This window comes from Streptomyces sp. NPDC056224 (assembly GCF_042267665.1).
In the GTDB taxonomy this organism is placed as follows: domain Bacteria; phylum Actinomycetota; class Actinomycetes; order Streptomycetales; family Streptomycetaceae; genus Streptomyces.
This window is the reverse complement of sequence record NZ_JBHJTK010000067.1, coordinates 1-20,951: the sequence shown is the minus strand read 5'-3', so window position 1 is coordinate 20,951 and position 20,951 is coordinate 1. Positions and strand designations below refer to the sequence as shown.

21 protein-coding genes and 1 pseudogene are annotated in these 20,951 nt (G+C 70.3%); 14 read left to right on the top strand and 8 right to left on the bottom strand.

Going from position 1 to position 20,951, the window contains the following annotated elements; translation table 11 throughout:
- Positions 1–15: 15 nt before the first annotated feature.
- Together ACFCZ1_RS36550 and ACFCZ1_RS36545 are read right to left on the bottom strand one after the other, a co-directional pair.
- Positions 16–714: a sigma-70 family RNA polymerase sigma factor gene (locus ACFCZ1_RS36550; protein ID WP_376682614.1), complete on the bottom strand. Its 699-nt coding sequence runs from the start codon at positions 712–714 to the stop codon at positions 16–18.
- Positions 715–850: 136 nt separating this feature from the next.
- Positions 851–1,633: a hypothetical protein gene (locus ACFCZ1_RS36545; RefSeq protein WP_376682613.1), complete on the bottom strand. Its 783-nt coding sequence runs from the start codon at positions 1,631–1,633 to the stop codon at positions 851–853.
- 286 nt (positions 1,634–1,919) lie between these two features.
- On the opposite strand from ACFCZ1_RS36545, the gene ACFCZ1_RS36540 reads away from it, so the two are divergent.
- Together ACFCZ1_RS36540 and ACFCZ1_RS36535 are read left to right on the top strand one after the other, a co-directional pair.
- The gene (locus ACFCZ1_RS36540; protein WP_376682612.1) at positions 1,920–2,591 is read left to right on the top strand and encodes a DUF4097 family beta strand repeat-containing protein; all 672 of its coding nucleotides are present in this window, start codon (positions 1,920–1,922) and stop codon (positions 2,589–2,591) included.
- Positions 2,592–2,738: 147 nt separating this feature from the next.
- A complete protein-coding gene (locus tag ACFCZ1_RS36535) occupies positions 2,739–5,015 on the top strand; it encodes a DPP IV N-terminal domain-containing protein (protein ID WP_376682611.1) in 2,277 nt (758 codons plus the stop codon).
- Positions 5,016–5,249: 234 nt separating this feature from the next.
- On the opposite strand, the gene ACFCZ1_RS36530 is transcribed toward ACFCZ1_RS36535, so the two are convergent.
- Together ACFCZ1_RS36530 and ACFCZ1_RS36525 are read right to left on the bottom strand one after the other, a co-directional pair.
- Entirely contained in the window at positions 5,250–5,507 is a 258-nt protein-coding gene (locus ACFCZ1_RS36530) for a hypothetical protein (protein WP_376682610.1), read from the bottom strand.
- A gap of 721 nt (positions 5,508–6,228) precedes the next feature.
- Positions 6,229–7,137, bottom strand: coding sequence for a hypothetical protein (locus ACFCZ1_RS36525; protein WP_376682609.1), 909 nt, complete (start codon positions 7,135–7,137; stop codon positions 6,229–6,231).
- Between the two features lie 1,827 nt (positions 7,138–8,964).
- Between ACFCZ1_RS36525 and ACFCZ1_RS36520 the strand changes: the two genes are divergently transcribed.
- From ACFCZ1_RS36520 to ACFCZ1_RS36470, 11 genes and pseudogenes are all read left to right on the top strand, one after another.
- Positions 8,965–9,807 (top strand): hypothetical protein, encoded by an 843-nt coding sequence (locus ACFCZ1_RS36520; RefSeq protein WP_376682608.1) that lies wholly within the window; start codon positions 8,965–8,967, stop codon positions 9,805–9,807.
- An 83-nt stretch (positions 9,808–9,890) separates the two neighbouring features.
- Positions 9,891–10,103, top strand: coding sequence for a hypothetical protein (locus tag ACFCZ1_RS36515; RefSeq protein ID WP_376682607.1), 213 nt, complete (start codon positions 9,891–9,893; stop codon positions 10,101–10,103).
- 215 nt (positions 10,104–10,318) lie between these two features.
- Positions 10,319–10,987 carry a class I SAM-dependent methyltransferase gene (locus ACFCZ1_RS36510; protein WP_376682606.1) on the top strand — a complete coding sequence of 223 codons (669 nt, stop codon included), beginning with the start codon at positions 10,319–10,321 and terminating at the stop codon, positions 10,985–10,987.
- A gap of 120 nt (positions 10,988–11,107) precedes the next feature.
- On the top strand, positions 11,108–11,746 hold the full coding sequence (locus ACFCZ1_RS36505; protein WP_376682605.1) for an HAD family hydrolase: 639 nt from the start codon (positions 11,108–11,110) through the stop codon (positions 11,744–11,746).
- Between the two features lie 416 nt (positions 11,747–12,162).
- Positions 12,163–12,939: pseudogene (locus ACFCZ1_RS36500) on the top strand (NAD(P)/FAD-dependent oxidoreductase); the annotation flags it as partial.
- Between the two features lie 85 nt (positions 12,940–13,024).
- Complete coding sequence (locus ACFCZ1_RS36495; RefSeq protein WP_376682604.1) at positions 13,025–13,429, top strand: hypothetical protein; 405 nt, start codon at positions 13,025–13,027, stop codon at positions 13,427–13,429.
- Between the two features lie 234 nt (positions 13,430–13,663).
- On the top strand, positions 13,664–13,858 hold the full coding sequence (locus ACFCZ1_RS36490; protein ID WP_362405532.1) for a hypothetical protein: 195 nt from the start codon (positions 13,664–13,666) through the stop codon (positions 13,856–13,858).
- An 87-nt stretch (positions 13,859–13,945) separates the two neighbouring features.
- A complete protein-coding gene (locus ACFCZ1_RS36485; RefSeq protein WP_376682603.1) occupies positions 13,946–14,815 on the top strand; it encodes a JmjC domain-containing protein in 870 nt (289 codons plus the stop codon).
- Positions 14,816–14,833: 18 nt separating this feature from the next.
- Positions 14,834–15,697, top strand: a complete 864-nt coding sequence (locus ACFCZ1_RS36480) for a JmjC domain-containing protein (protein WP_376682602.1) — start codon at positions 14,834–14,836, stop codon at positions 15,695–15,697.
- A 162-nt stretch (positions 15,698–15,859) separates the two neighbouring features.
- A complete protein-coding gene (locus tag ACFCZ1_RS36475; RefSeq protein WP_376682601.1) occupies positions 15,860–16,921 on the top strand; it encodes a LuxR C-terminal-related transcriptional regulator in 1,062 nt (353 codons plus the stop codon).
- 156 nt (positions 16,922–17,077) lie between these two features.
- A complete protein-coding gene (locus ACFCZ1_RS36470) occupies positions 17,078–17,509 on the top strand; it encodes a hypothetical protein (protein ID WP_376682600.1) in 432 nt (143 codons plus the stop codon).
- 15 nt (positions 17,510–17,524) lie between these two features.
- Here the strand turns inward: ACFCZ1_RS36470 and ACFCZ1_RS36465 are convergent, their stop codons facing one another.
- Both ACFCZ1_RS36465 and ACFCZ1_RS36460 read right to left on the bottom strand, forming a co-directional pair.
- A complete protein-coding gene (locus tag ACFCZ1_RS36465) occupies positions 17,525–17,713 on the bottom strand; it encodes a hypothetical protein (RefSeq protein WP_376682599.1) in 189 nt (62 codons plus the stop codon).
- 207 nt (positions 17,714–17,920) lie between these two features.
- A complete protein-coding gene (locus ACFCZ1_RS36460) occupies positions 17,921–18,148 on the bottom strand; it encodes a response regulator transcription factor (protein ID WP_376682598.1) in 228 nt (75 codons plus the stop codon).
- Positions 18,149–18,698: 550 nt separating this feature from the next.
- Between ACFCZ1_RS36460 and ACFCZ1_RS36455 the strand changes: the two genes are divergently transcribed.
- Entirely contained in the window at positions 18,699–18,974 is a 276-nt protein-coding gene (locus tag ACFCZ1_RS36455) for a hypothetical protein (protein WP_376682597.1), read from the top strand.
- Between the two features lie 157 nt (positions 18,975–19,131).
- Here ACFCZ1_RS36455 and ACFCZ1_RS36450 read toward each other — a convergent pair whose 3' ends face one another.
- Both ACFCZ1_RS36450 and ACFCZ1_RS36445 read right to left on the bottom strand, forming a co-directional pair.
- Positions 19,132–19,431 carry a hypothetical protein gene (locus tag ACFCZ1_RS36450; protein ID WP_376682596.1) on the bottom strand — a complete coding sequence of 100 codons (300 nt, stop codon included), beginning with the start codon at positions 19,429–19,431 and terminating at the stop codon, positions 19,132–19,134.
- A gap of 739 nt (positions 19,432–20,170) precedes the next feature.
- A complete protein-coding gene (locus ACFCZ1_RS36445; protein ID WP_376682595.1) occupies positions 20,171–20,467 on the bottom strand; it encodes a hypothetical protein in 297 nt (98 codons plus the stop codon).
- Positions 20,468–20,951: the final 484 nt, after the last annotated feature.

The following is a 20,951-nucleotide window of genomic DNA, read 5'->3' as shown; positions in this document are numbered from 1 at the left end:
ACGTCGCTGCCCGGATCAGGCGGGCGAGGCGACGGACCGGGGAGCCGCGGGCGCAGGCGAGAGCGCGTGCCGTCGCCGCGGTGCCGGACGGTCCCGCTCGGGGGCGGGCGTCGCGGTGTCCGTCAGGAGCGCGATGAGTGACGAGCGCGCGCGGGCGACACGGGAACGCACCGTGCCCACAGGACACCCGATGGCTTCGGCCGCCTCCATGTAGGGCAGACCCAGGAGCTGGGTGAGGACGAAGGCCTCCCTGCGTTCTTCCGGAACCGCCGCCAGGAGTTCCGCGAGGGCCACACCGTCCTCGAAGCCGGGGAGCCCTTGAGGCTGAGCCTGTTCGGCGGCCGCCTGCCAGTCGTGACGGTCCGACAGCCGGGGGCGGGCGGCGGAGCGGCGCAGGCTGTCCACGACGGTGCGACGGGCTATGGACAGCAGCCACGTGCGGGCGGAGGAACGGCCCTCGAACCGGTGGAGCGCGGGAAGCGCGCGGAGGAAGACCTCCTGGGTCAGGTCGTCCGCCGCCTGGGGGTCTGCGCTCAGGAACGCGACGTAGCGCCAGACGTCCAGTTGTAAGGCGCGCACGAACCGGTCGGTCTTCTCGGGGTCTCCGTCACGGGCGGAGAGGGCGAGTTGCGTCACGGCCGCGTCGCCGCCGGGGGTGTGCCCGACGGCTCGCGGCTCGGCGGGATCCGGTCGGGTGCTCAGGGCAGGGGTCATCGCCACAAGGTCCTCACGCGTGGGGTGTCCGGCGCCGCACTCCCGGCGGGCCGGTGAGGTGTACGGCCTGCCGAAGGCATGGCCGATGCCCGGGACGCGTCGGGGAAGCACCCGCGCGGGCCCGGGGAACCCGCTGTCAGACGACAGCGGTTCCCGCCGGCGGACCCCGTGAGGTGATGACATGGATCAGGAGCAGCTGCCGAAGAGAGCTGCGCTCACGCCGGCGGCGTGCGCGCCGCGGCGCCCGCCGCGGGAGCCGCGACGGGACCACGAGCAGCAGCCACGGAGTCCAGAGCCGTGCGGCGAATGTGCGCAGGAGCCGGAAGGCCGCCTGTTCGCCGCAGGCGAGCCACAGCCCGGCCAGTACGGCGGCCAGCAGGTGCGCCGCCAGCATCCCGGACGGTGAGGACAGCGCCACGCCGGCCATGGCATGTCCGTCCGGCACCGCGGCGCCCGCCACCGCACCCGACAGGGTGTCGGACACACCGTGCGGGGCGTGGTGGATGTGAGCGCCCGCGTCCGTCAGCGCACTCATGTCACCGGGCGCCTGGTGCGCCGTACCGCCGAGGCCGGCGTCACCGACCGGACATGCGGCCTCGGAGGCGGACCGGCCCGTCTCGCCGCACGGCAGGTACTGCGTCCGCTGGTGAGCGAACGACCGGCGGACGGCCTGGGTCAGGGAGAACCCCGCATGGAGTGCGGCCTGGACGGCGACCGCCGCCGTGGTGACGCCGAGGAGCCCGCGCTCCGTCCCGGCGAGGGACCAGGCGAAGGCGGCCGTGCTGACGAGCGCGAGGCCGATCACCCACCCCGGCACCGGAGTTCCCGACATGAGCACGTGGCCGGTGGCCGCGAGCAGCACGCACAGGGCTGCGAACGTCGCAGCCCGTACGGTCCGGGAAAAGTGGCCTGGCGTCATGGCGCGCTCATGGTCGCACCCCCGTGGCGATCATGGGACCGGTGACCATTTTGTGAGGAATCGCCACCTGGGGCCGGGTGTGGCAACGGGGTGGCCCATGAGCGTTCACCTTCAATCCATTGCAACGATCAGATGCCGTCGTTGCGTTAATTTGGAGAACTGTTGCAACGATTTCACGGCTTTGAGCTGCACAAATAGTGATTCGACGCAACGAACGTGTTGAAGGGTCTTTGAATGCAACGTAGCTTTTCCTTCATCCGAAACAACGAGTCAAAGGAACACCACGATGCAGAAGTTCGACACCCCCGCTCCGGTTTCCGCCGTCGTGGACATCCCGGCGGGACGTATCCGCTTCATCGCCGCGGACCGGGCGGACACCACGGTCGAGGTGCTGCCCGCGGACGCCTCGAAGGGCCGTGACGTGAAGGCGGCGGAGCGCATCGAGGTCGGATACGCCGGCGGTGTCCTGCGGATCGGGGCCGCGGCGGCGGCACACCGGATCCTGGGCAGTTCCGGATCCGTCGAGGTGACCGTCAGGCTGCCCGCCGGGTCCCGCGTCGAGGCGAAGGCGGCCAGCGCCGAGCTCCGGGGCGTGGGACGGCTCGGCGACGTCGTCTTCGAGGGCGCGCAGGCCACGGTCAAGCTCGACGAGACCGATGGCGCCCGCCTGACCCTCCAGGCCGGCGACGTCTCGGTCGGCCGCCTCGGCGGCCCGGCCCGGATCAGCACCCAGAAGGGCGACCTCCGCATCGCCGAGGCAATGCGCGGCACGGTCACGCTGCGCACCGAGGCCGGTGAGATCTCGGTCGGCGCCGCCCGCGGAGTCGTTGCCACCCTGGACGCCGGCACCTCCCACGGCCGCATCCACAACGCGCTCAAGAACACCGACGGCGCCGCCGCCCGGCTCGACATCCACGCGACCACCGCCTACGGCGACATCACCGCCCACAGCCTCTGACCCACCCGAACGAAGACGCCCTAACCGAGACGCCCGAACGGACACGGCCGGCGCCCCCGCTTGCCCCCATCCCCTCATCACCCCTGCCGTGATGGCGCCCTCCCGGCGTCACCATGCCCAAAACCGACACCGAGGACGGACGAAGGAATGAGCACCACTCAGAACTACGAGGCCGCGGAGCAACTCCTGCGCCGCCCCGCCCGCCCCGGCGAACTCGTCACCGGCGACAAGGTCAGGCCCCAGTGGATCGACGGAGGCGCCCGTTTCTGGTACGCGGTGAGCAACGGCGCCGGCAGGCGGTTCGTGCTGGTCGACCCGGCGACGGGCACCCGCGAGCCCGCCTTCGACCACACCCTGCTCGCCGCCGCGCTGGCCGCCGCCTCCGGACAACAGGTCGACCCCGAGGCTCTTCCGCTCACGGCCATCGAACCGGCCTCGAACGCCGTGGAGTTCGCCGCACTCGGCGGGTACTGGCGCTGCAGCCTGGACGACTATGTCTGCGAGCCTGCTGAGTTCACACCGCCGGGCAACCCCCTGGAAGTGCCGTCACCCGACAAGAGGACCGCCGTGTCCCGGCGCGGGCACGACCTGTGGGCGCGCTCGCTGTCCGACGGCCGCGAGTGGGCCCTGACCACCGACGGCGAGCCCGGCCACCAGTACGGCTCCGGCCCGGACTGCACGAGCAACGGCACCCTGCTCCGCAAGATCGGTCTGCCGCACCTGCCCCCCGCGGTGGCCTGGTCGCCCGACTCGACGAAGGTGCTGACGCATCGCACCGACGAACGCGCCGTCCGGCAGACCCACCTCGTGGAGGCCCGGCCCGCCGACGGCGGCGCGCCCCGCCTGCACACCCAGCGGTACGCCTATCCCGGGGACGAGAACGTCCCCCGGGCCGAGCTGGTCGTACTGGACGTCGCCGAGGGCACGGTGGTCCGCGCACGGGCCGAGCCGCTCCTCATGACGCAGATGTCGCCGATCACGACCAAGTGGGCGTGGTGGGCTCCGGACGGCTCCGCGGTCTACTACCTCGGCCGGCCCCGCGACCAGCGCACGCTCACCCTGCACCGGATGGACCCGGCCACCGGCGAGGTCACCACGGTGCTCAGCGAGACCGGGACCACCCGCGTGGAGCCCAACCAGTGGATGTACGAGCCGCCGATCGTGCGCGTGCTGGCCGACGAGGTGCTGTGGTACTCGCAGCGCGACGGCTGGGGCCACCTGTACCGGTACGACCTGCGCACCGGCGCGCTGCTCGGGCAGGTCACCTCCGGACCGTGGGCGGTGCGGCGGATCCTGCGCGTGGACGAGGCCGAGCGGGTCGTGTACTTCACCGCCTCCGGGCTGGTCGGCGAGGACCCGTACCGGCGCACGGTGTGCCGCACCGGCCTGGACGGCTCCGGCTTCGCGAAGCTCACGGACGACGAGCTGGACCACGTCGTCACCGTGCCCGACGACCAGGACTACTTCGTCGACTCCGCCTCCACGGTCGACACCCCGCCGGTGACCCGCGTCCGTGACTGGGCCGGGCGGGAGCTGGTCGAACTGGAGCGCGCCGACACAGCCAAGCTCACCGCCACCGGCTGGACGCCGCCGGAACGGTTCTGCGTCAAAGCGGCCGACGGGGTGACGGACATCTACGGGATCCTCTACCGGCCGCGGGGGTTCGACCCCGCCCAGCGCTACCCGGTGGTGGACCACCTCTACCCCGGCCCCCAGGTCGAGCGGGTCGCCCCGTGCTTCGACCCCGGCGGGATGGGCCTTGACGCGGAACCCGTAGCGGCGCTGGGCTTCGTGGTGGTGGCGATGGACGGGCGGGGCACCCCAGGGCGGAGCAAGTCCTTCCACGACGCCTCCTACGGCCACCTGGGCGACGCGGGCTGCCTCGCCGACCATGTCGCGGCCCTGCGGCAACTGGCCCTGACCCGGCCGTGGATGGACCTGGACCGGGTGGGCGCGTTCGGCCACTCCGGAGGCGGCTTCGCCGCGGCCCGGGCCATGCTGGACTTCCCCGAGGTGTACAAGGCCGCAGTCGCCCTCTCCGGCTCGCACGACACCCGCCACTTCAACGCGGGCTTCGTGGAGACCTACGACGGCGCGGCCGACCCCGAGGCCTGGGCCCGTTCCTCCAACGTGGACCTCGCCCACCACCTGGCGGGCAAACTCCTGCTCGTCCACGGCGAAATGGACGACCAAGTCCACCCGGACCACACGCTGCGGCTGGCCGACCGGCTCATCGCCGCCGACAAGGACTTCGAGCTGCTCATCGTGCCCGGCGCCGAGCACACGCTCATCGACCACCTGGCCTACGTCCGCAAGCGCTGCTGGGACTTCCTGGTGCGCGAGCTGATGGGCACGCAGCCACCCGCCTACCGCCCCGCCCCCATCGCCATCGGCCCCGAACTGCTCGGTGAACTGTTCGCCTGAGCGCGACACCATCGGCGACGGGGCGGTGCCCGACGGCATCAGCGTGCAGGCGCCGGAGGGAGCCGCCTCGCCCGGCTCCCTCCGGCGCGGCAGCGGACATCTCGTGCTCGCACACCCACGCCGCACGTGCTTCTCACCGCGTGCGGCCGGTCCTGCACACGGGTACCGGCGGGTGTCGTCGCGCCGGGGGTCCGGGCGCTCCGGCGGGCGAAGTCGGCTGGCACGGCCGGATGTTCACCGTTGATACTGCAGAGCGTCGGCCCCCGCGGCGATGACTTCGGCGAGCCGGTTGGCGAAGGCCGCGTTGCACCCTCCGAGCCGGACGAAACCGTGGCCGGCCACCGGACCGTCGTTGCACAGCGAGGGAAGTGTCATGCCGGCGAGCGCGAGCGCCGCCTGGAGGTTGGTGACGGCCTCCTCGCCGGCCTGGTAGGCGGCGTCCTGGCGCCGCTTGTACTGCATCCGTTCGGCGTGGGTCAGTTCGTACACCATGCTTCTCGGCCTTTCGTGGTGGGCGTGGGCGTGGGAGAGGGGACGCCGGAGCGCGTCGTGGATTCGTTCGGTTCGGTCCATGGAGAGGCGGCCTCCGAGGGGCGGCCGCGGCACTGGTCACTCGCCCGCCCGTTCGTCCCGGATGCCGACGACAGGACCCCCGTAGCCGGACGTGGCCATGCCGAACGGCGCGTCGCGCGGACGTGCCGCAGCAACCGGACGCCTGCGGCGCGAGGTACGGCCTGAGCTGCGGGTCCGGTGATCGGATACGGACTTGGGGGCGCGACGGGACCGGGGCGTAGACCGACGGGCTGAGTCTGCGCAAGGCCCGTGACTATCAGTTTCGATCTTCGTTTCAAAGGTGCAGGCGAGCACCCTTTTGACGTGTGGGAAGGACCGGGTTGTCCAGGAAGTTAGCGGCCGTCACCGCCCTCTGCGTTCGCGGTCGCCGCCCACGGGACGCCCGCCCCCCTCACACCCCCGTGGCGCAGTCGCGGCAAGCCCCCGGCCCCCGCGGCGGACACCTCATCTCGTCGGCAGCACGACTGTCGTACGGTCAGACTCCACTGTCGGTACGGACGTGAGCGCCCGGCCCTTCCGCGGGAGCTCGCCGCCCCTCGCCGAGCGGACGACTGAAGAGCGCCGAGGCTGCCCCCGGGCCGTCGGCCCGAGAGCAGTGGCTCCGACCTGCGCGGGAGACACTGCCGCACACGTACGAACCTCATGCGCCGTACCTGAATCCGCGACCGGCGGCCGACGAGCGGACAGCCCCCTTGTCGGCCAAGGAGTAGCCGGGACGGACACCGTCCGGGCTGAGCCGGGCCGCGGCCGCCTGCCCGGGCCCGAGCGGAGAGGGCTGAGGGTTGCGGTGTCGTGGAGCGGCCTGGCGGGGCGGCCGCGTGAGTGTGATCTGGCGGACCAGCTGTTGGAAGCAGGCCAGCGCGGCGACGGCGGGAAGCGCGGACGACGTCCCCGCGGCGAGCGTTCTGGGCGCCTGGGCCACGCACAGGAGCGTGGCCAGAGTGGAGAACAGCAGAACGATCGACCAGGAATGAAGCGCCCGGCGCTGGTGCAGCGCGGACCGGAGGATGGACAGGGAGGCGACCATCCAGGGGCCGTAGATCAGCAGGGGCCACCAGCTCACCACTTCGCGGGCCGTGTGCAGTCCGGCGCTGTGGCGCAGGGTGTCGCAGATGGCCAGCCCGCTGAGGATGCTCACCACGGCGGCGATGACGGCGACCAGCACGGCGGTGCACAGACTGCCCGTTTGCAGCAGGGTCACCACCGGCGACCGCGACGCGTTCCGGCGGTGCCCGCTGGAGTGCTGTTTGCGCGGCCGCTCGGCAGTGGTGTGCTTCAACCCCGCGACGAGGTCCATGGCGCTGACCGGGTCACCGGTGTCGCCGTAGCCGGCGCGGCTGAACGGCTCCGGCTGCCCGGCGGCCGAGCTCTCCTGCAGAAGGCTCGCGAGCTCTTCCACCGGATCCCACGCCTGATGTGCATCACCGGACCCTCCGAGCGGTTCCCCGGGGGAGTGCTGCTGTACGTGGTCCGGCCGGCGCCAGAACACGGAGGTGTCCTGCTGGGGCTGGGGGTCGTGGATGTCGGGGTGTCCGTACGCCTCATACACGGGAACTGCCGCCCGATCGCTCGTCGACGGACGTCGTGGACGGTGCACCGCTCCTCGACCCCGGCCCCGACCTCCGGTCGAACTCGACCTGGATCATGCTCATCGTATGGAGGAAGTCCTCAAAGACCGAGGAAGAGTAACTCAGATCGATTTCCATGCTCCCGTGTTCCAGCGTTGCGTTCTTGATCTCGCTGAAGCCGGTTGAGCGCGGAGTGAAAGTCCACTTTCCGATCCGAGTGGCCCCGGCGTGAAAACCGCCTCCCTGCCCGTCTTCTTCTGCAGTCCTGCGGAAGAAGGAGGGGGGCTTTGCTGTTGTCATATTCCATAAACGCTGTCGATGTTGGTCCGGGTATGCGCCATCCGGGTGATGGTGGCAGATGAATAAGTGTTGACCCCGCCCCTTGCCGGTCCTGCGACGGGCCGATGCAGCCCCCGGCGCGAAGAATCCTTCCCCGCCGACACCCCGTATGGCCGACGCGCGCACTTCGGCGCGATACCTCTGCTGCGCCCCGCGCGCCCCTCTGGCGGCGCCCCCTGCCCGGCCGAATGCGGGCCGATCGTCAGCTCGGGACCCTTGTTCGTTGACTGATCATCAGCAAAAAGGCTGAGATGCCAAGGCGGCTGGATTGCTGCGCATGGCTGCAATCAGAGGGCAGGGCGCAACTCTGCATATGCCCCTGCGTTATGCCGGGCGACCGCCGGGGCTCCGGTCATGTGGGCCCCCTTGAACCTCAGCCTTCGAAAGGACCAGCCGTGGGAGACCTTTTCCTGTGGATCGTGCTGATCTCCGCCGCACTGGGCACAGGTTGTACCGCGTTGACGTCCTCAGGGACCGGACGTCTGTGGCACGTGGACACCCTTGAACTGAGGCGCCAGCAGCGCTTCAAGCACGTCCTGTCCTGTCATGTGGACGCCACCCGGCTGTCTCGCCGGCAAGCCGCGGCGCCGGCGGAGGAGCCCGCCGACCTCTCGGCCTGCCTGAGTGCGGAGCCGCTCAGGGGCGGTGCTCCGACCCTACTGCCCGAATGACCGCAGCTCCGGCGCCACCTTCCTGGCCTCCGCGGCGCGACACCTGACGCCGATGCCCCGAACGCCCTGGGCTGCGGAATGCGACGCAATTCCGAGCCGAAAGAACAGTCGATACTGCTGAATCCCTTGAAAACCCCGGCAATCTGTACATTGCTGGATCCTGCCGAGAATCAGCGGCGGCCTGTCTAATTCCCGTTCGACGCACCTCCGTGCTAAGTATTGCGGAAAGGGTGAGAAGTGTCCAAAATAAAAAAAGTATCATCCCCCTATTTCTTTGAGGCAACGGGTCTCCCGGCTCATCCGGAAGGGATGCGTGAGCATGGCCCCCTGCGGTGAACCCTCCGATCGCGGGGCACGGCCGACTGCCAGGCGGCGGGTCCGGCTGGCGGCAGCGCACCTGGCGAGCACCGTGCGGGCGACGCTGTTACGGGTGACGCGCCGCGTCGCGGAAGCGGTCACGACCCCGCCCCGGACGAAAACAGACTCGGTACAGGCACTCCATGACGAATACAGGGCGGGCTTCTCCTTGCCCTTGCCGCATCAAACGAGCACCCCGAGCGACCACCACGCATGTCCGTGGTGCATCTCCCTGGGACGTCCTCTCGACGCCGACGACACCTGAACGGGCTGCGATGCCCCCGCCGCCGACAGCGGGCCCCCGTCAGGACCGCTGACCCGCGGTACCAAACTCTATCCGCGCTCCAGATTGAAGCACTCTCGTCGACGTGCACACGCAAGGGGGAGGAAAGGTACGTTTCACTGCCCGTCGGGTACAGCTCCCGGGACTAGGCTCGGCCTGTGGGACAGCCTGAGCAGCGCGCCGAAGGCGCAGGACCGTTCACCACCCGGCTCACCTGGCACCGCCCCGGAGGGGAAACGGTGGTGTGGGAGTCGCGGCTCGCGCGCAGGCGCGGGGCACTCGCGGTCCGCGGCCCGGGCGGCGCGGTCACCACGTCCCCGACCGCCGATGCCCAGGCACTCGCCCGCCTCCGAAGACTCAACGCCCTCGCCTCGGGCGCGTTCGTCATCGGCGGAGCACTCTTCGCTCTCGGCGCCGCCGTGGCCCAGTTCGGCTCGGGCGACGCGGTCGAGAGCGCCTCGATCTACTTCGCGGGCGGCCTGTTCTTCAACATCGGCGGCTACACCTCGCTCTTGCAGGTGCTGAACGCCCCTCGCCAGTCCCAAGGGGGCGGTCCCCTGCGCACGGCGGACTGGAGGTGGTGGGGGTACGAACCGATGCACTTGGACTGGCTGAGCACATTCGTCCTGTTCGTGGGAACGCTCGTGTTCGGCATCAATCTCCTCAACTCCTTCCTGCAGGGACTCACCGTCCAGCAGGCCAACCGGCTCATCTGGGCTCCCGACGTGGTCGGATGCGTGCTGTTCCTGATCTCGGGACATCTCGCGTTCGTCGAGATCTGCCACCGCTCCCGCCCGTGCATCCGCTCGCGCAGCCTCGCCTGGTGGATCGTCGCGGTGAATCAGCTCGGGTCGGTGCTCTTCATGGTCTCGGCCCTGGCCGCGTTCACCCGGCCCACCACCGGAAGCCTGGTCAACACCGACATCGCCAACTGGGGGACGCTGTCCGGCGCGCTGTGCTTCTCGCTCGGCGGCGTCCTCCAGGCCTTCGAACGACCCTAGAAGCGGGCCGGACGTGAGGCGTTTCGCGCGTGGTGACCGTTTGAGTAGGGTCGTGTTCCGGATTGCGTGTGTGGGGGGACGGCGTGGTTGAGCTCGGTGTGTTCTTCGGCGTGTTGGGGCTGGCGGCGCTGTGGATGGTGGGGATCGTGCTACGTCGGGGAAAGCGGCGCACCGAGACCGCGGAGGGCCTGCTGATCGAGCAGGCGCACAGGCAGCAGGCCGCCAGTGACCGCGCTTCCTACAGTTCGACCGCGATCCACAATTCCCTGACGCACGGCAATGAGTACAGGCCATGACCGAGAGCCGCCTGCCTCCCCGGAAGTCCAGGTGGCCGAGACCCCCGGGCACCCGCCCATCAGGCGGTAGCCCGTGGCTCTGGAAGCGAATCGGGCGCCCCTGAGCGGGCCGCACGTTCCGGCGCGGCCCGGCCGGTTTCCTTGACACCTCGGCGCTGCGATGTGGATCTAGGCTGGCCCCATACCCGGTCAGGAGGGGAAAGGGGAGCGGCAGCATGTCGAAGGACGGGCAGGAGGAGCTGGCCGAGGCGCAGCGTGAGCACTGGCAGCAGACCTACGGCGAGCATCCCGGCATGTACGGCGGGGAACCGTCCGCGCCGGCGGTCCATGCCGCTGCGGCGTTCCGGGCCGCCGGTGCACACGAGGTACTGGAGCTGGGCGCCGGGCACGGTCGTGACGCGCTGTATTTCGCCCGCGAGGGTTTCTCCGTGCTGGCCACCGACTTCAGCCCGGTGGCGCTGGAGCAGCTGCGTGAGGCCGCCGCCGCGCAAGGGGTCGCCGGGAGGGTGACCACGGCGATCCACGACGTGCGCGAGCCGCTTCCCCTCGCGGACGCCTCAGTCGACGCGGTCTTCGCGCACATGCTGCTGTGCATGGCTCTGTCCACCGACGAGATCCGCGCCCTCGTCGCGGAAGTCCGCCGCGTGCTGAGACCGGGCGGCGCCTTCGTCTACACCGTCCGCCACACCGGAGACGCGCACTACCGGGCCGGTACCGGACACGGGGATGACATCTGGGAGCACGGCGGCTTCGCCGTCCACTTCTTCCCCCGCGACCTGGTCGACGCCCTGGCCGAGGACTGGAGCCTTGAAGAGGTCCACGCCTTCGAGGAGGGCGGCCTCCCGCGCAGGCTGTGGCGTGTCACCCAGAGCGTGCCGGCGTGAACATGGTTCCGAGCGCGAGGTGCTGTCGCATCTCGTGAACAGTGCAGCTACGCCGTGACGGCCCGATGCTGCCCGTACGGGTGTCGAAGTGCCGCCCGTTCTCATGGAGGGGGAATTCGCGTGACCGCGACCTGCGTCATTCTCGATATCGGTGGCGTCCTGGAGATCACGCCGGAAACGGGGTGGGTGCCTCGATGGGAAGAGCGACTGGGGCTGCCGCTGGGCACGGTGAACGAGCGGATGCGCGACGTGTGGAGTGCTGGAAGCGTCGGGAGCATCAGCGAACGAGAGGTGTACGAGCAGGTGGAAGCACGTTTGGCTCTCGACGCGCTCCAGACTGAGGCCTTCATGGCTGATCTGTGGGCGGAATACCTGGGGACGCCGAACGACGAACTCATCGCCTATGTGCGAGGGCTGCGGGGAATCTGCAAGCTGGGCATCCTGAGCAACAGCTTCGTCGGCGCCCGGGAGCGGGAGACGGCGCTGTACCACTTCGACGACCTGGTCGACCAGATCGTCTACTCACATGAGATCGGCATCGGGAAACCTGACCTGCGAGCCTTCGAGGCAGTATGCGCCGGCTTGGACGTGCGCCCAGAGGACTGTCTCTTCATAGACGATGTCGCCATCAACGTGGAAGCTGCCCAAGTGGTTGGCATGCAAGGGCACCAGTTCGAGGACAACGGCCGGACGATCACGCGCATCGCAGCTCACCTGAACGCCGGGCCCCGGATTCCAGGGCGCGTCCCGCTCGGATGACGTCGGCCTGGCCGTCATAGGTGCCAGACCCCCATTGGGGTCGTCTCCCGGACCCGGCACAGGAGTTCAGGGGTCTGCCGTAGTGCGCAGCGGGCCTGGTCGGGTGGGGTGCAGCGGAATCCGGCCGCGCCCGGAGCGGTGCGTAGGGCCCTGGTCCGCAGGGCCGGCTCTCCCTCGCGGAGCGAGGCCGCGATCTGCTGGCCGGCCTCCCCCGCTCGGCCCGTGTGGAGGCGAGTGAGGATCTCGCGTAACGAGCCCACGCCTGTGGAGTGACCTGCCGCACAGGCTGTCACGGTGATCGGTCGCGCGGTGTCTTGAGGCCGAACCCCTTGAGGCGGAGGAGACAGCATGACCGAGAGGGTCGAGAAGACCGAGGCGGTCATGGCGGGCAGCAAGCGACCCGACGGGAGCACCTCGTGAAGCACCGCATCGTCGTCCTCGGCGCCGGCTATGCCGGCGCCTACGTGGCCGGGACCCTCGCCCGCCGGCTGTCCCCGGCGGACATCGAGATCACCGTGGTCAACGCCGAGCCGGACTTCGTCCAGCGGCTGCGGCTGCACCAGCTCCCGGCGGGCCAGGAGATCGAGGCACCGCAGCTCACCGACGTTTTCGCGGGCACGGGGATACGGCTGCGCGTGGCCCGTGTCACCGCTGTCGACCCCGAGCGTCAGGTGGTCGCCGTGGCCGGCCCCGACGGCGGCGGCGAACTCGGCTACGACACGCTTCTCTACGCGCTCGGCAGCCACGGCGCCGAGCACGGCGTCCCCGGCGTGCCCGAGCACGCCTTCGACGTCGCCGCCCGGCCTTCCGCGCTGCGCCTGCGGGAGCGCCTGGACAGCCTGAGCAGGCGGGACGACGGCGGAAGGGTGCTGGTCGTAGGCGACGGGCTGACCGGTATCGAGACGGCCACCGAGATCGCCGAATCGCGGCCCGGCCTGTCGGTGACGCTGGTCGCCCGCGGAGAGCTGGGCACCCCCCTCTCCGCCGGAGCCCGCGCCCACCTGCGCCGGGCCTGCGACCGGCTGGGCATCACCGTCCTGGAGCACACCCGCGTCGAAGCCGTCGAAGCGACGCGGGTGCTGTGCGCCGACGGCACCACCCCGGCCTCCGACGCGACCATGTGGACGGCCGGGTTCGCGGCCTGCCCTTCGGCCTGCCCAAGCGCAAGGCCCGCCTCGCCGCCGCCCCGGATCCGTCCGTCGAGAAGAGCGTCCGACAGGTCCGAGTCCCGGGAAACGGAGAAGCCATTGCCGTACACCACAACAGGGAGACCACGCCATGACCCGACGAACGACGCCTGCACAGGGCGGCCTCACCTTCCTCAGGACCGCGATAGCGCTGCAGACCCTGACCCTCTTCTTCCAGGCGGTCACCGCCGGCATGCTGCTGACCTCGCCACTCGCCGGGGAGGTGCACCACGTCGGATCACGCGTGATGTACGGCGCGTCGATGCTGTACCTGCTCGCCGCGATCCTGGCCTGGCGCCCGGGCGGCGGATCACCCCGCCCCGTCCTGTACGCCACCGGCTTCCTCCTCCTCGCCTCGGCGCAGGTCGCGCTGGGCATCGCCCACGTGTCCTCGTTCCATGTCCCCCTGGGCGTGGTGCTGTTCGCCCTCAGCACCCTGGTCCTGGTCCAGACACCGTCCCCGCGCCTGCTGCTGCGCCCCCCTGCCAGGCCGTAACCGCCCGGCGGGGCGGTGCTCGATCGGCCTCGGCTGCTGCGGCCTCGGCTGCTGCGGCCTGGGTCTGACGGCCGTTGGCGGATGGGGCGTTCGGGGTGGGGAGCGGCGTCACGGGGGTGCGGGACACGGGAGTGCGGGAGCGGGAAAATGTCACTGTCGGTGAGGGGGCGGGGCAGACAGGATTGAGATCAGTCAAGGGGAAACGCCCCGGGACACGAACTCACTGGAGTTGACATGGACTTCTCGCAGAACACCGACGCCCCCGCCAAGACCGGTCTGAGCCTCTCCCGCAAGGCCGCTCTGGGTGTGGCGGCGGCCGCGGTCGTCAGCGGGGCGCTCTTCGCGCCGAGCGCCTTCGCCGCCGACGCCGCGCCGTCCGGCAGCGCCGTCGTGGCCGGGTGCGCGGAGTGCTACCCCGACGTCATCTGATCCTGCCGACCGACCGTGTGCTGCTGGGGCCCGCCCACCGTATGGGCGGCGGGCCCCGCAGCCGGGCCAGAACAAGGAGAGTGAGCCGTGGACTGGCTCGAACGCTGTGTGACCGACGCGGACCGCTTCCTGCGCACGCAGTGGCGCCAAGGGCCCGCTCTGCTGCGGCCGGCCGACCCGCCGACCGAGGTTCTCGGACTCACGGAACTGGACGAACTGCTGGAATCGGGCACCCTGAAGGTCCCCTACGCCGGGCTGTTCACCATGGCCGGCGCGGTCCCCGAGGCGGCCTACTGCCCGCCTCGAGTGGTGGCCGGCCGGTACCTGGAGGGGTGGCTCGACGCGGACCGGGTGCGTGCCCTGATCCGGGACGAGCAGGCCACCTTGCAGCTGCGCTACGTCAACCACTGGTATCCGCCGGTCCGGAAGCTCACCGAGGGGCTGGCACGGGAGCTCGACCGGCTCGTCGAGGCGTTCCTCTTCTACTCGCAACCCGGGCGCTTCGGTGCGGTGCACCGCGACGACGGCGACATCCTGGTGCTCCAGCTGAGTGGTGCCAAGCACTGGAAGGTCTACGGGGGGCCGACCGACGGACACTGGCAGCCCGTGCGCGAGAACGACCCGGGTGAGCCCTTGCTGGACACCGTCGTACGGGCCGGCGAGGTGTTGTACGTGCCCAACGGGTACGCCCATACCGCCCAGGCCACGGCGGACGGTCCCTCGCTGCACCTGACGATCGTGCTGCGCGAGGCCGGGGCCGACCACCTGAGGGCGCAGCTGCGGTCCTTCCTCGCCGAAGGCCTCGCCCTGCCCGCCCGTCCCCTCGGCGACGAGGACCTGACGGCGACGGCCGCCGCCCTGCTGGCCCACGTAAGCGACCGGCTCGACGCCGCCGATGCCCCTTCCCTCGTGCACAGCGCCCGCCTGCACGCCTACAGCAGCCGCCCCACGGCCTGAGCGAGAGTGAGACCGACCATGGACTGGCTGACCCGATGCGTGGGCGACGAGCAGGAGTTCTTCGCCACGCACTGGCGCCGCGCACCCGCCGTGCTGCGTCCCGAATGCCCCCCGGTGGACGTGATCGGCACCACCGAGCCGGATGCCCTTCTGGACGCGGGACTGCTCAAGGTTCCGTACATCGGGCTGGTCCATGCGGACAGCCACGTACCCGACGAGCGGTTCTGCACCCCGCGGGTGGTGCTCGGTGAGCTCGTCGAGGGCTATGCGGACGGGGACCTCGTACGGCGCCTGGTCGAGGAGGAGCGGGCCACCGTCCTCCTGCGGTACGTCGACCAGTGGCACCAGGGCGTGCGGGCGCTGACCGCGGGGCTGGGTGAACAACTCGGCCGGCAGGTCGAGGCGTTCTACTTCCGCACCCCGGCCGGCACCCAGGGCCGCCCCCTGCACCGCGACGACGCCGACGTCCTCGCGATCCAGATCAGCGGCGAGAAGCGCTGGCACGTTCACGCCGGCCCCCGCGACGGCAACTGGGAGCCGGCCCGGGAGGACGGCGACCCGGGTGACGTGCTCCTGGAGACCGTGCTGCGGCCGGGCGAGGTGCTGTACGTACCACGGGGGTTCGCGCACCGCGCCGATGCCGTGGGGGACGCGCCGTCCGTGCACCTGTCGCTGACCGTGCGCGAGGCGGGCACCGCGAACCTGTACGCCCTGCTGCAGGCGATCCTCGCCGACGGGGCGCACATCCCGGGACGACCCCTGGACGACCGTGAGCTGACCGAGGCCGCCACGACGCTGATCGAGCACCAGCGCGCCGCGGTGGACACCCTCACTCCCGGGACGCTGGTCGCTCTCGCCCGTGACGCCATGCGTGGCGTGTGACGTCTCCCCGCAGTACCCCTGTAGATGGATGCGGACAAGCCCCCGATGCCTTGTGCTCGGGGGCTTCCGTCTGACGTCCGGTGATCTTTTCCGCCTATCCTGGCCCGGGCAATGCGCCGGCGGCCGGCACGACCTGTCGGGCCGGCGGCGAAGGGGCAAGGGGTGGCAGTGCAGGAGGAATCGGGGCTGCTCGACGCGGCTCGGGGGCTGGGTGAGACCGACCTGGCCGTGTACGGCTGGGTCCTGGAGCAGCGGACGGGCGAGCCCGAGGCCGTTGCCGAGGGTGTGGGGATCACCACCGGCGAGGCCGGGGCGAGCCTGGAGCGGCTGCGGCGGGCCCGGCTGCTGCACGCACACACCGGTCCCGGCGGGTCGCAGGCGGTGTTCGCGGTGGCGCCCGAGACGGCGCTGGCACAGCTCGCCGCGCCCGTGGAGGCGCGGATACGGGAGCAGCAGGCCGGGCTCGCGGGGATGCGCGAGGACCTCGGCCCGTTCGTCGCCCGCTACCACCAGCGCCGCGCGCGCGGCGAGGGGCTGGAGCTCCTGGAAAACGTGCAGGACGTCCGCAACACCCTCAACCAGGCCTCGGACCGCTGCTGCAGGGAGGTCCTGACCAGCCAGCCCGGAGGCGGGGCGCGGGTCCCGGAGGCGATGCAGGAGGCGCTGGTGCGGGACCGGGCGATGCTGGCACGCGGGATCCGGCTGCGTACGCTCTACCACCACACGGCCCGCTTCAACGGGCCCAGCCAGGCGTACGTGGCCGCCGCGTCGGCGCTCGGCGGCCAGTACCGCACCGCGCACGAGCTGTTCGGCCGGCTCATCGTGTTCGACCGCGAGGTGGCCTTCATCCCGGTCAAGGACGACAGCTGGGGTGCCGTCGTCATACGGGAGCCGTCCACGGTCGCCTACCTCTGTGAGATCTTCGAGCAGGCCTGGGACCGGGCCACACCGTTCGCCGACGCCGCCGACCAGGGGCTCGAAGAGGTCTCCCGGGAGATCCACGAGACGATCGTCCGGCTGCTCGCGGCCGGGCTCAAGGACGAGGCCATCGCCCGGCGGCTCGGGATGTCGCTGCGTACGGCCCGCCGTCACATCGCCGACATCATGGAGGAGCTGGGCGCCGCCAGCCGCTTCCAGGCGGGTGCCCACGCCGCTGCTCAGGGGCTGCTGGCGGCAGGCGGCGGTTCTGAGGGGCAGCCGCCGTCCGGAGCGAACACGGTCTGAGGATCCCCGTCGGCTGCTCGCAGGGCCGTCGCGTCGCGTGTTCTCGGGAGCGGACTTTCGCGGCTGGTCGAGGGGCGCCAGGTGCCCGATGCTGGTCGTACGGCCCGGGCAGGACGTCTGACGGGCGGCGTTTCGAACGAGGAGCGGGGGCGGCGCATGGACGGCGGCGGGACCATGGCGCCCTGGGCGACGGCGCAGAGCGCGGTCCATCTCAGGGAGCTGGTGCTGTTCCTGTCGGTCCATCTGGACGTGGCGCCGGGTGTGCTGTGGCCCGAGCACGAGCATCCGGCCCTGGGCGCCCCGGAGTGGTCCCAGGTGCTCGACGCACTGGCCCTCGAACCCGGCCCGGGTGTGGGCCTCGTGGCCCGGAGCGGCGGGACGGGGAATCCCGCCGCGCACCGGGTGGTCCATCAGGTCGAGGGGGCGGGGACGTGGCGCCTGTCCCGTGACCGGGGCGGCGTGGGCGCGGACGGCTTCCAGTGCCGGTTGCGCTCGGGGGAGGTGCTGTACATCCCGGCCCGTTGGTCCTGGTCGGTGGAGCTGACGCCCGGGGGACGGTACGTGCTCACCGATCTGGCGCCGGTCTAGCCGTCGAAGCGGGGATCAGCCGCCCCAGGAGGTGTCGCACGGCTCCATCTGGCCATCGCCGCCCACCTCGAAGTCCGTCCCGGTCGACTGGATCACGATGTGACCGCAGTCGACGCCGTCGGCGTACGCAGCGGAAGCGGGCTGCAAGGCCAGCAGGGCGACGGTGGCGACGGCGGTGAGGAGCAGGGCGAGGCGCTTCGGCATGGTTTCCCCAGGGACATGTCGGGGCCCGCCCGTTGAGCGGGCCCGGTGCGGTGTGGTGCGGGGGCGGTGCGTGGACAACACTGGCGCGGCCCGGCGGCGTACGTACCGGAGCGAGCCCTTCACCAACGTGCGTGACCGCAAAGTGAAGGGTGCTCAGATTGCCGCAAATGCCAGCACAGTCGGGCGAAGTGAAGGGTCTGGTGGGGCTCAGGAGACGTAACCGCGCTGGAGGGCGAAAACCACCAGCTGGGTGCGGTTGACCGTGCCGGTCTTGTCGCGCAGCCGGCGCAGGTGCGTGTCGACGGTGTGCGGGCTGATGCCCAGCGTCCGGCCGATGCCGCAGTACGTCTCGCCGCCCACCAGCAGGGCCACGACCTGACGCTCGCGGGGGGTCAGGCTGGGCTCGCAGACGGCGGCCTTCAGGGTGTCCGGCATAGCTGGCTCCTCCTCGTCGACGGGGCCCGGAGGTGAGCCGTCGGGCCCGTCCGGGACACCTCTCACCCTGGGACAGTCCGGGGCTGCGCGGCGACGGGGGAACGCCTCAGCAAACTGCGTGGCAGCAAAGCGAGGAGTCGGCAAAGTCAACAAAACGGACAGACGGCGTCCAGCCGGGTTCGGTACGTGGCGCTCCCGTACCTGATCCGCCCGGACACCAGCAAGGGCGGGATCCGCACCTTGGCGCGGCCCACCGCGGTGGCGCTGCGGAACCGCCACATCATTCACACGCCCGAATACCAGGTGGGACGAATTCGCCCCCTGAGGGCGCCCATTTCCCGTACCCCCCAAGACGCATCTGGAACGGTCCCCCGGGAGGAATGCGAAGCCATACTCGGACCGCGCAGTGGATGAGAGGCCGGGGTTGAGGTGCCGCGCGAGGGGGGAGTTTCAAGGCTTGCGAGCGGAGGCGAAGCGATCGGCAGTGACGTTGACTCAAGAACATGACATCGTCATCTAGCTTGTTTTCAGGCCAACTTGGGGAGATTCAATGAGCAGTTTACCCGTGGTGCTGGGCTGCGCGGTGGTGTGGTTGCTGATCGCGTTGGTGCCGATGCGGAGTCCCTCCGCCCGTAAGGCCTGGGGAAGGGGCGTCCTGGGCGTCTCGGTTCTCCTGGTGCTGGTCGCAGCTCTTTTCGGTGCCTCGGCGGATGTGGGAATCGGCTACGACGGGCCGTCTCCCGTACTGCTGGCGACGCTCGGAGCGGCGATCGTCGTGGCGCCGGGTGCGATCGCAGCTCTGGTGCGCAGCGGCAAGAACAGCTAGATCCCGCAGCGGGTTCGGCAGGGGCCCGGAGCGAAGGGCCTGCGGCGGACCCCCCAGCGAGCTGAAGCCCGGACTCCGCAAAAGGGCCACTACCCGGGCGAAGCGAGGGTGCATCTTCGGTCGCCTTCCTGGCCGGTGGGGGGTCTTGTCTTGGGGTTTAGGGGCGCCAGTAGGTGAGGTCGAAGCCGTAGTAGTTGCTGGCGGCACCGGGTTGGCCGGGGAGTGTCCGTAGCGTGAGCAGTCCGATGATGCCTTGGCTGGTGGTTAGGCAGATCTGGGAGCCCTTGGTCAGCTGTTCGCGCTTCAGCACGGTGCTGTAGCGGGTCTCCGCTTTGCATGTGGCCTGTGTTCCTGGCTGGCCGGAATCGAGTAGCACGATGTTGGCGGATTGGGGGAGGAGGTTGCCGTCGATTGTGTGGTAGATGCCCTTCGAGTTAATCGCCGCGTTCGGTTCCACCCTGGGTGGGTCTGGGATGAGGTTTAAGGAGCTAGTGACCGCAAGGTCGACCCGTTGCTGTCTGCCGGCGGCCGAAGGGCTAGCGGACGGAGTCCCTGTTTCTTCCGGTCCGGGCCCGGATCCTCCCGTCGGCGCCGGGACGGTGACGGTCGCTGTCACCGTGACTGTGGGGTTGACGTTCCCGCTCGCTGTGGGGGAGTCGAAGACAGTTGGTAGGCCGTAGAAGCCGAGTAGGAGGCCGAAGAGGCCGGTGACGGCCGAAATCCACGCGGCCACCTCCCCGCCCCGTCGTCTCCCGGGGGCGGGCGACGATGCGGAACCTTCCCCGCCACTCTGTCCTGACGTCTCGCTGGTTGGCGTAACCCCCACGCGTTCCCCCTCAACCACTTGTGAATGGAAGGGACCAAGTATGGGTTGGGAGGCCGCCGGTTCGTCAGGTTTCGGCCGCATCGGGACGAAGCCAGGCAGCGGATATTGACTCGCGCCCGAAAGGACCGTGCCCCAGCCCTTCGCCCTTGCCGGCGGCAGTCCTCCCGGTCTGCGCGGGGGTGGTTACGGCCCAACTGGCGTCCGGGGCATCAGGGCCTCTCGGCGGTTTGCCAGCCGGCCCCGCTGCCTGATGAGCGACGTGTGGTTTGTAGTGGGTGGCGACAGGATTTTGCACTAAGTGTGAGGGGCATCGTTGCTGGTGGTGGGGTTGGGCCATGTGAGGCCGGGTGTCATTTGCTGGTGAAGGCTGTTACCAGGCCTTGGGGCGCTTCTTGAATTTGGCGGCGTCGTCGAACGCCGCGCTGTACTTGCGGCCGTAGCTTCGATCGATGATGGGCCCGCGTGAGTCATGTTCAGCGATCAAGAAAACGAATCCGAGCCATGAGACCGCCGTGGGTGGGGTCGAGGCCTCGACCAGGTTGGCAACTGCGTTGATGCGCGGGTCAACCCCGGAAGCACGCCGAAGACAAGCCACGAAGTCCTCTCGCGCCTCTTCGGCTGAGGACAGGGGCATCCTCGCCTTCTGTACCGCCTCGCCGTCATCCACAGATACCCATACCCAACCCCAGGCCCCCACTTGGCCTCTCCCCTCGCCGTATGAGCCTGTGAGGCTACGTCGAGACGGTCACCCGTACCAGGTGTCCTTCAGCCTAGCTAGGCCGTGTCTTGAAGGTCGGATCCCGTTTCTCGTCCCGTTCGCGATGATCTCGTTGTGGGACGAGTGGGGATCTTTCTGACGAACAGTGGGCAGTGCTCCCGCGTAGCGGGCTGGTCCGGAGGCGGAGCCGGAAGGACCAGGGGTGGGAGCGGAGCGGACACCCCGAACGGGCCGGAGGCCCGGCCTCCGTGAAACGGGGTCACCCAGGCCCGCGGAGCGGGCCGTTCGGGTGGAGCGCAGCGGAACCCGAACTGTCCGGAGCGCAGCGCAGGACCCCGGGCCGAAGGCCCGGCTCTGGCTCGGCGAAGCCGAGCCTCGCCGAGCGCAGCGAGGCGGTTCTCTCCTGAGCGCGCAGCGCTCAGGCTGTCTCTTA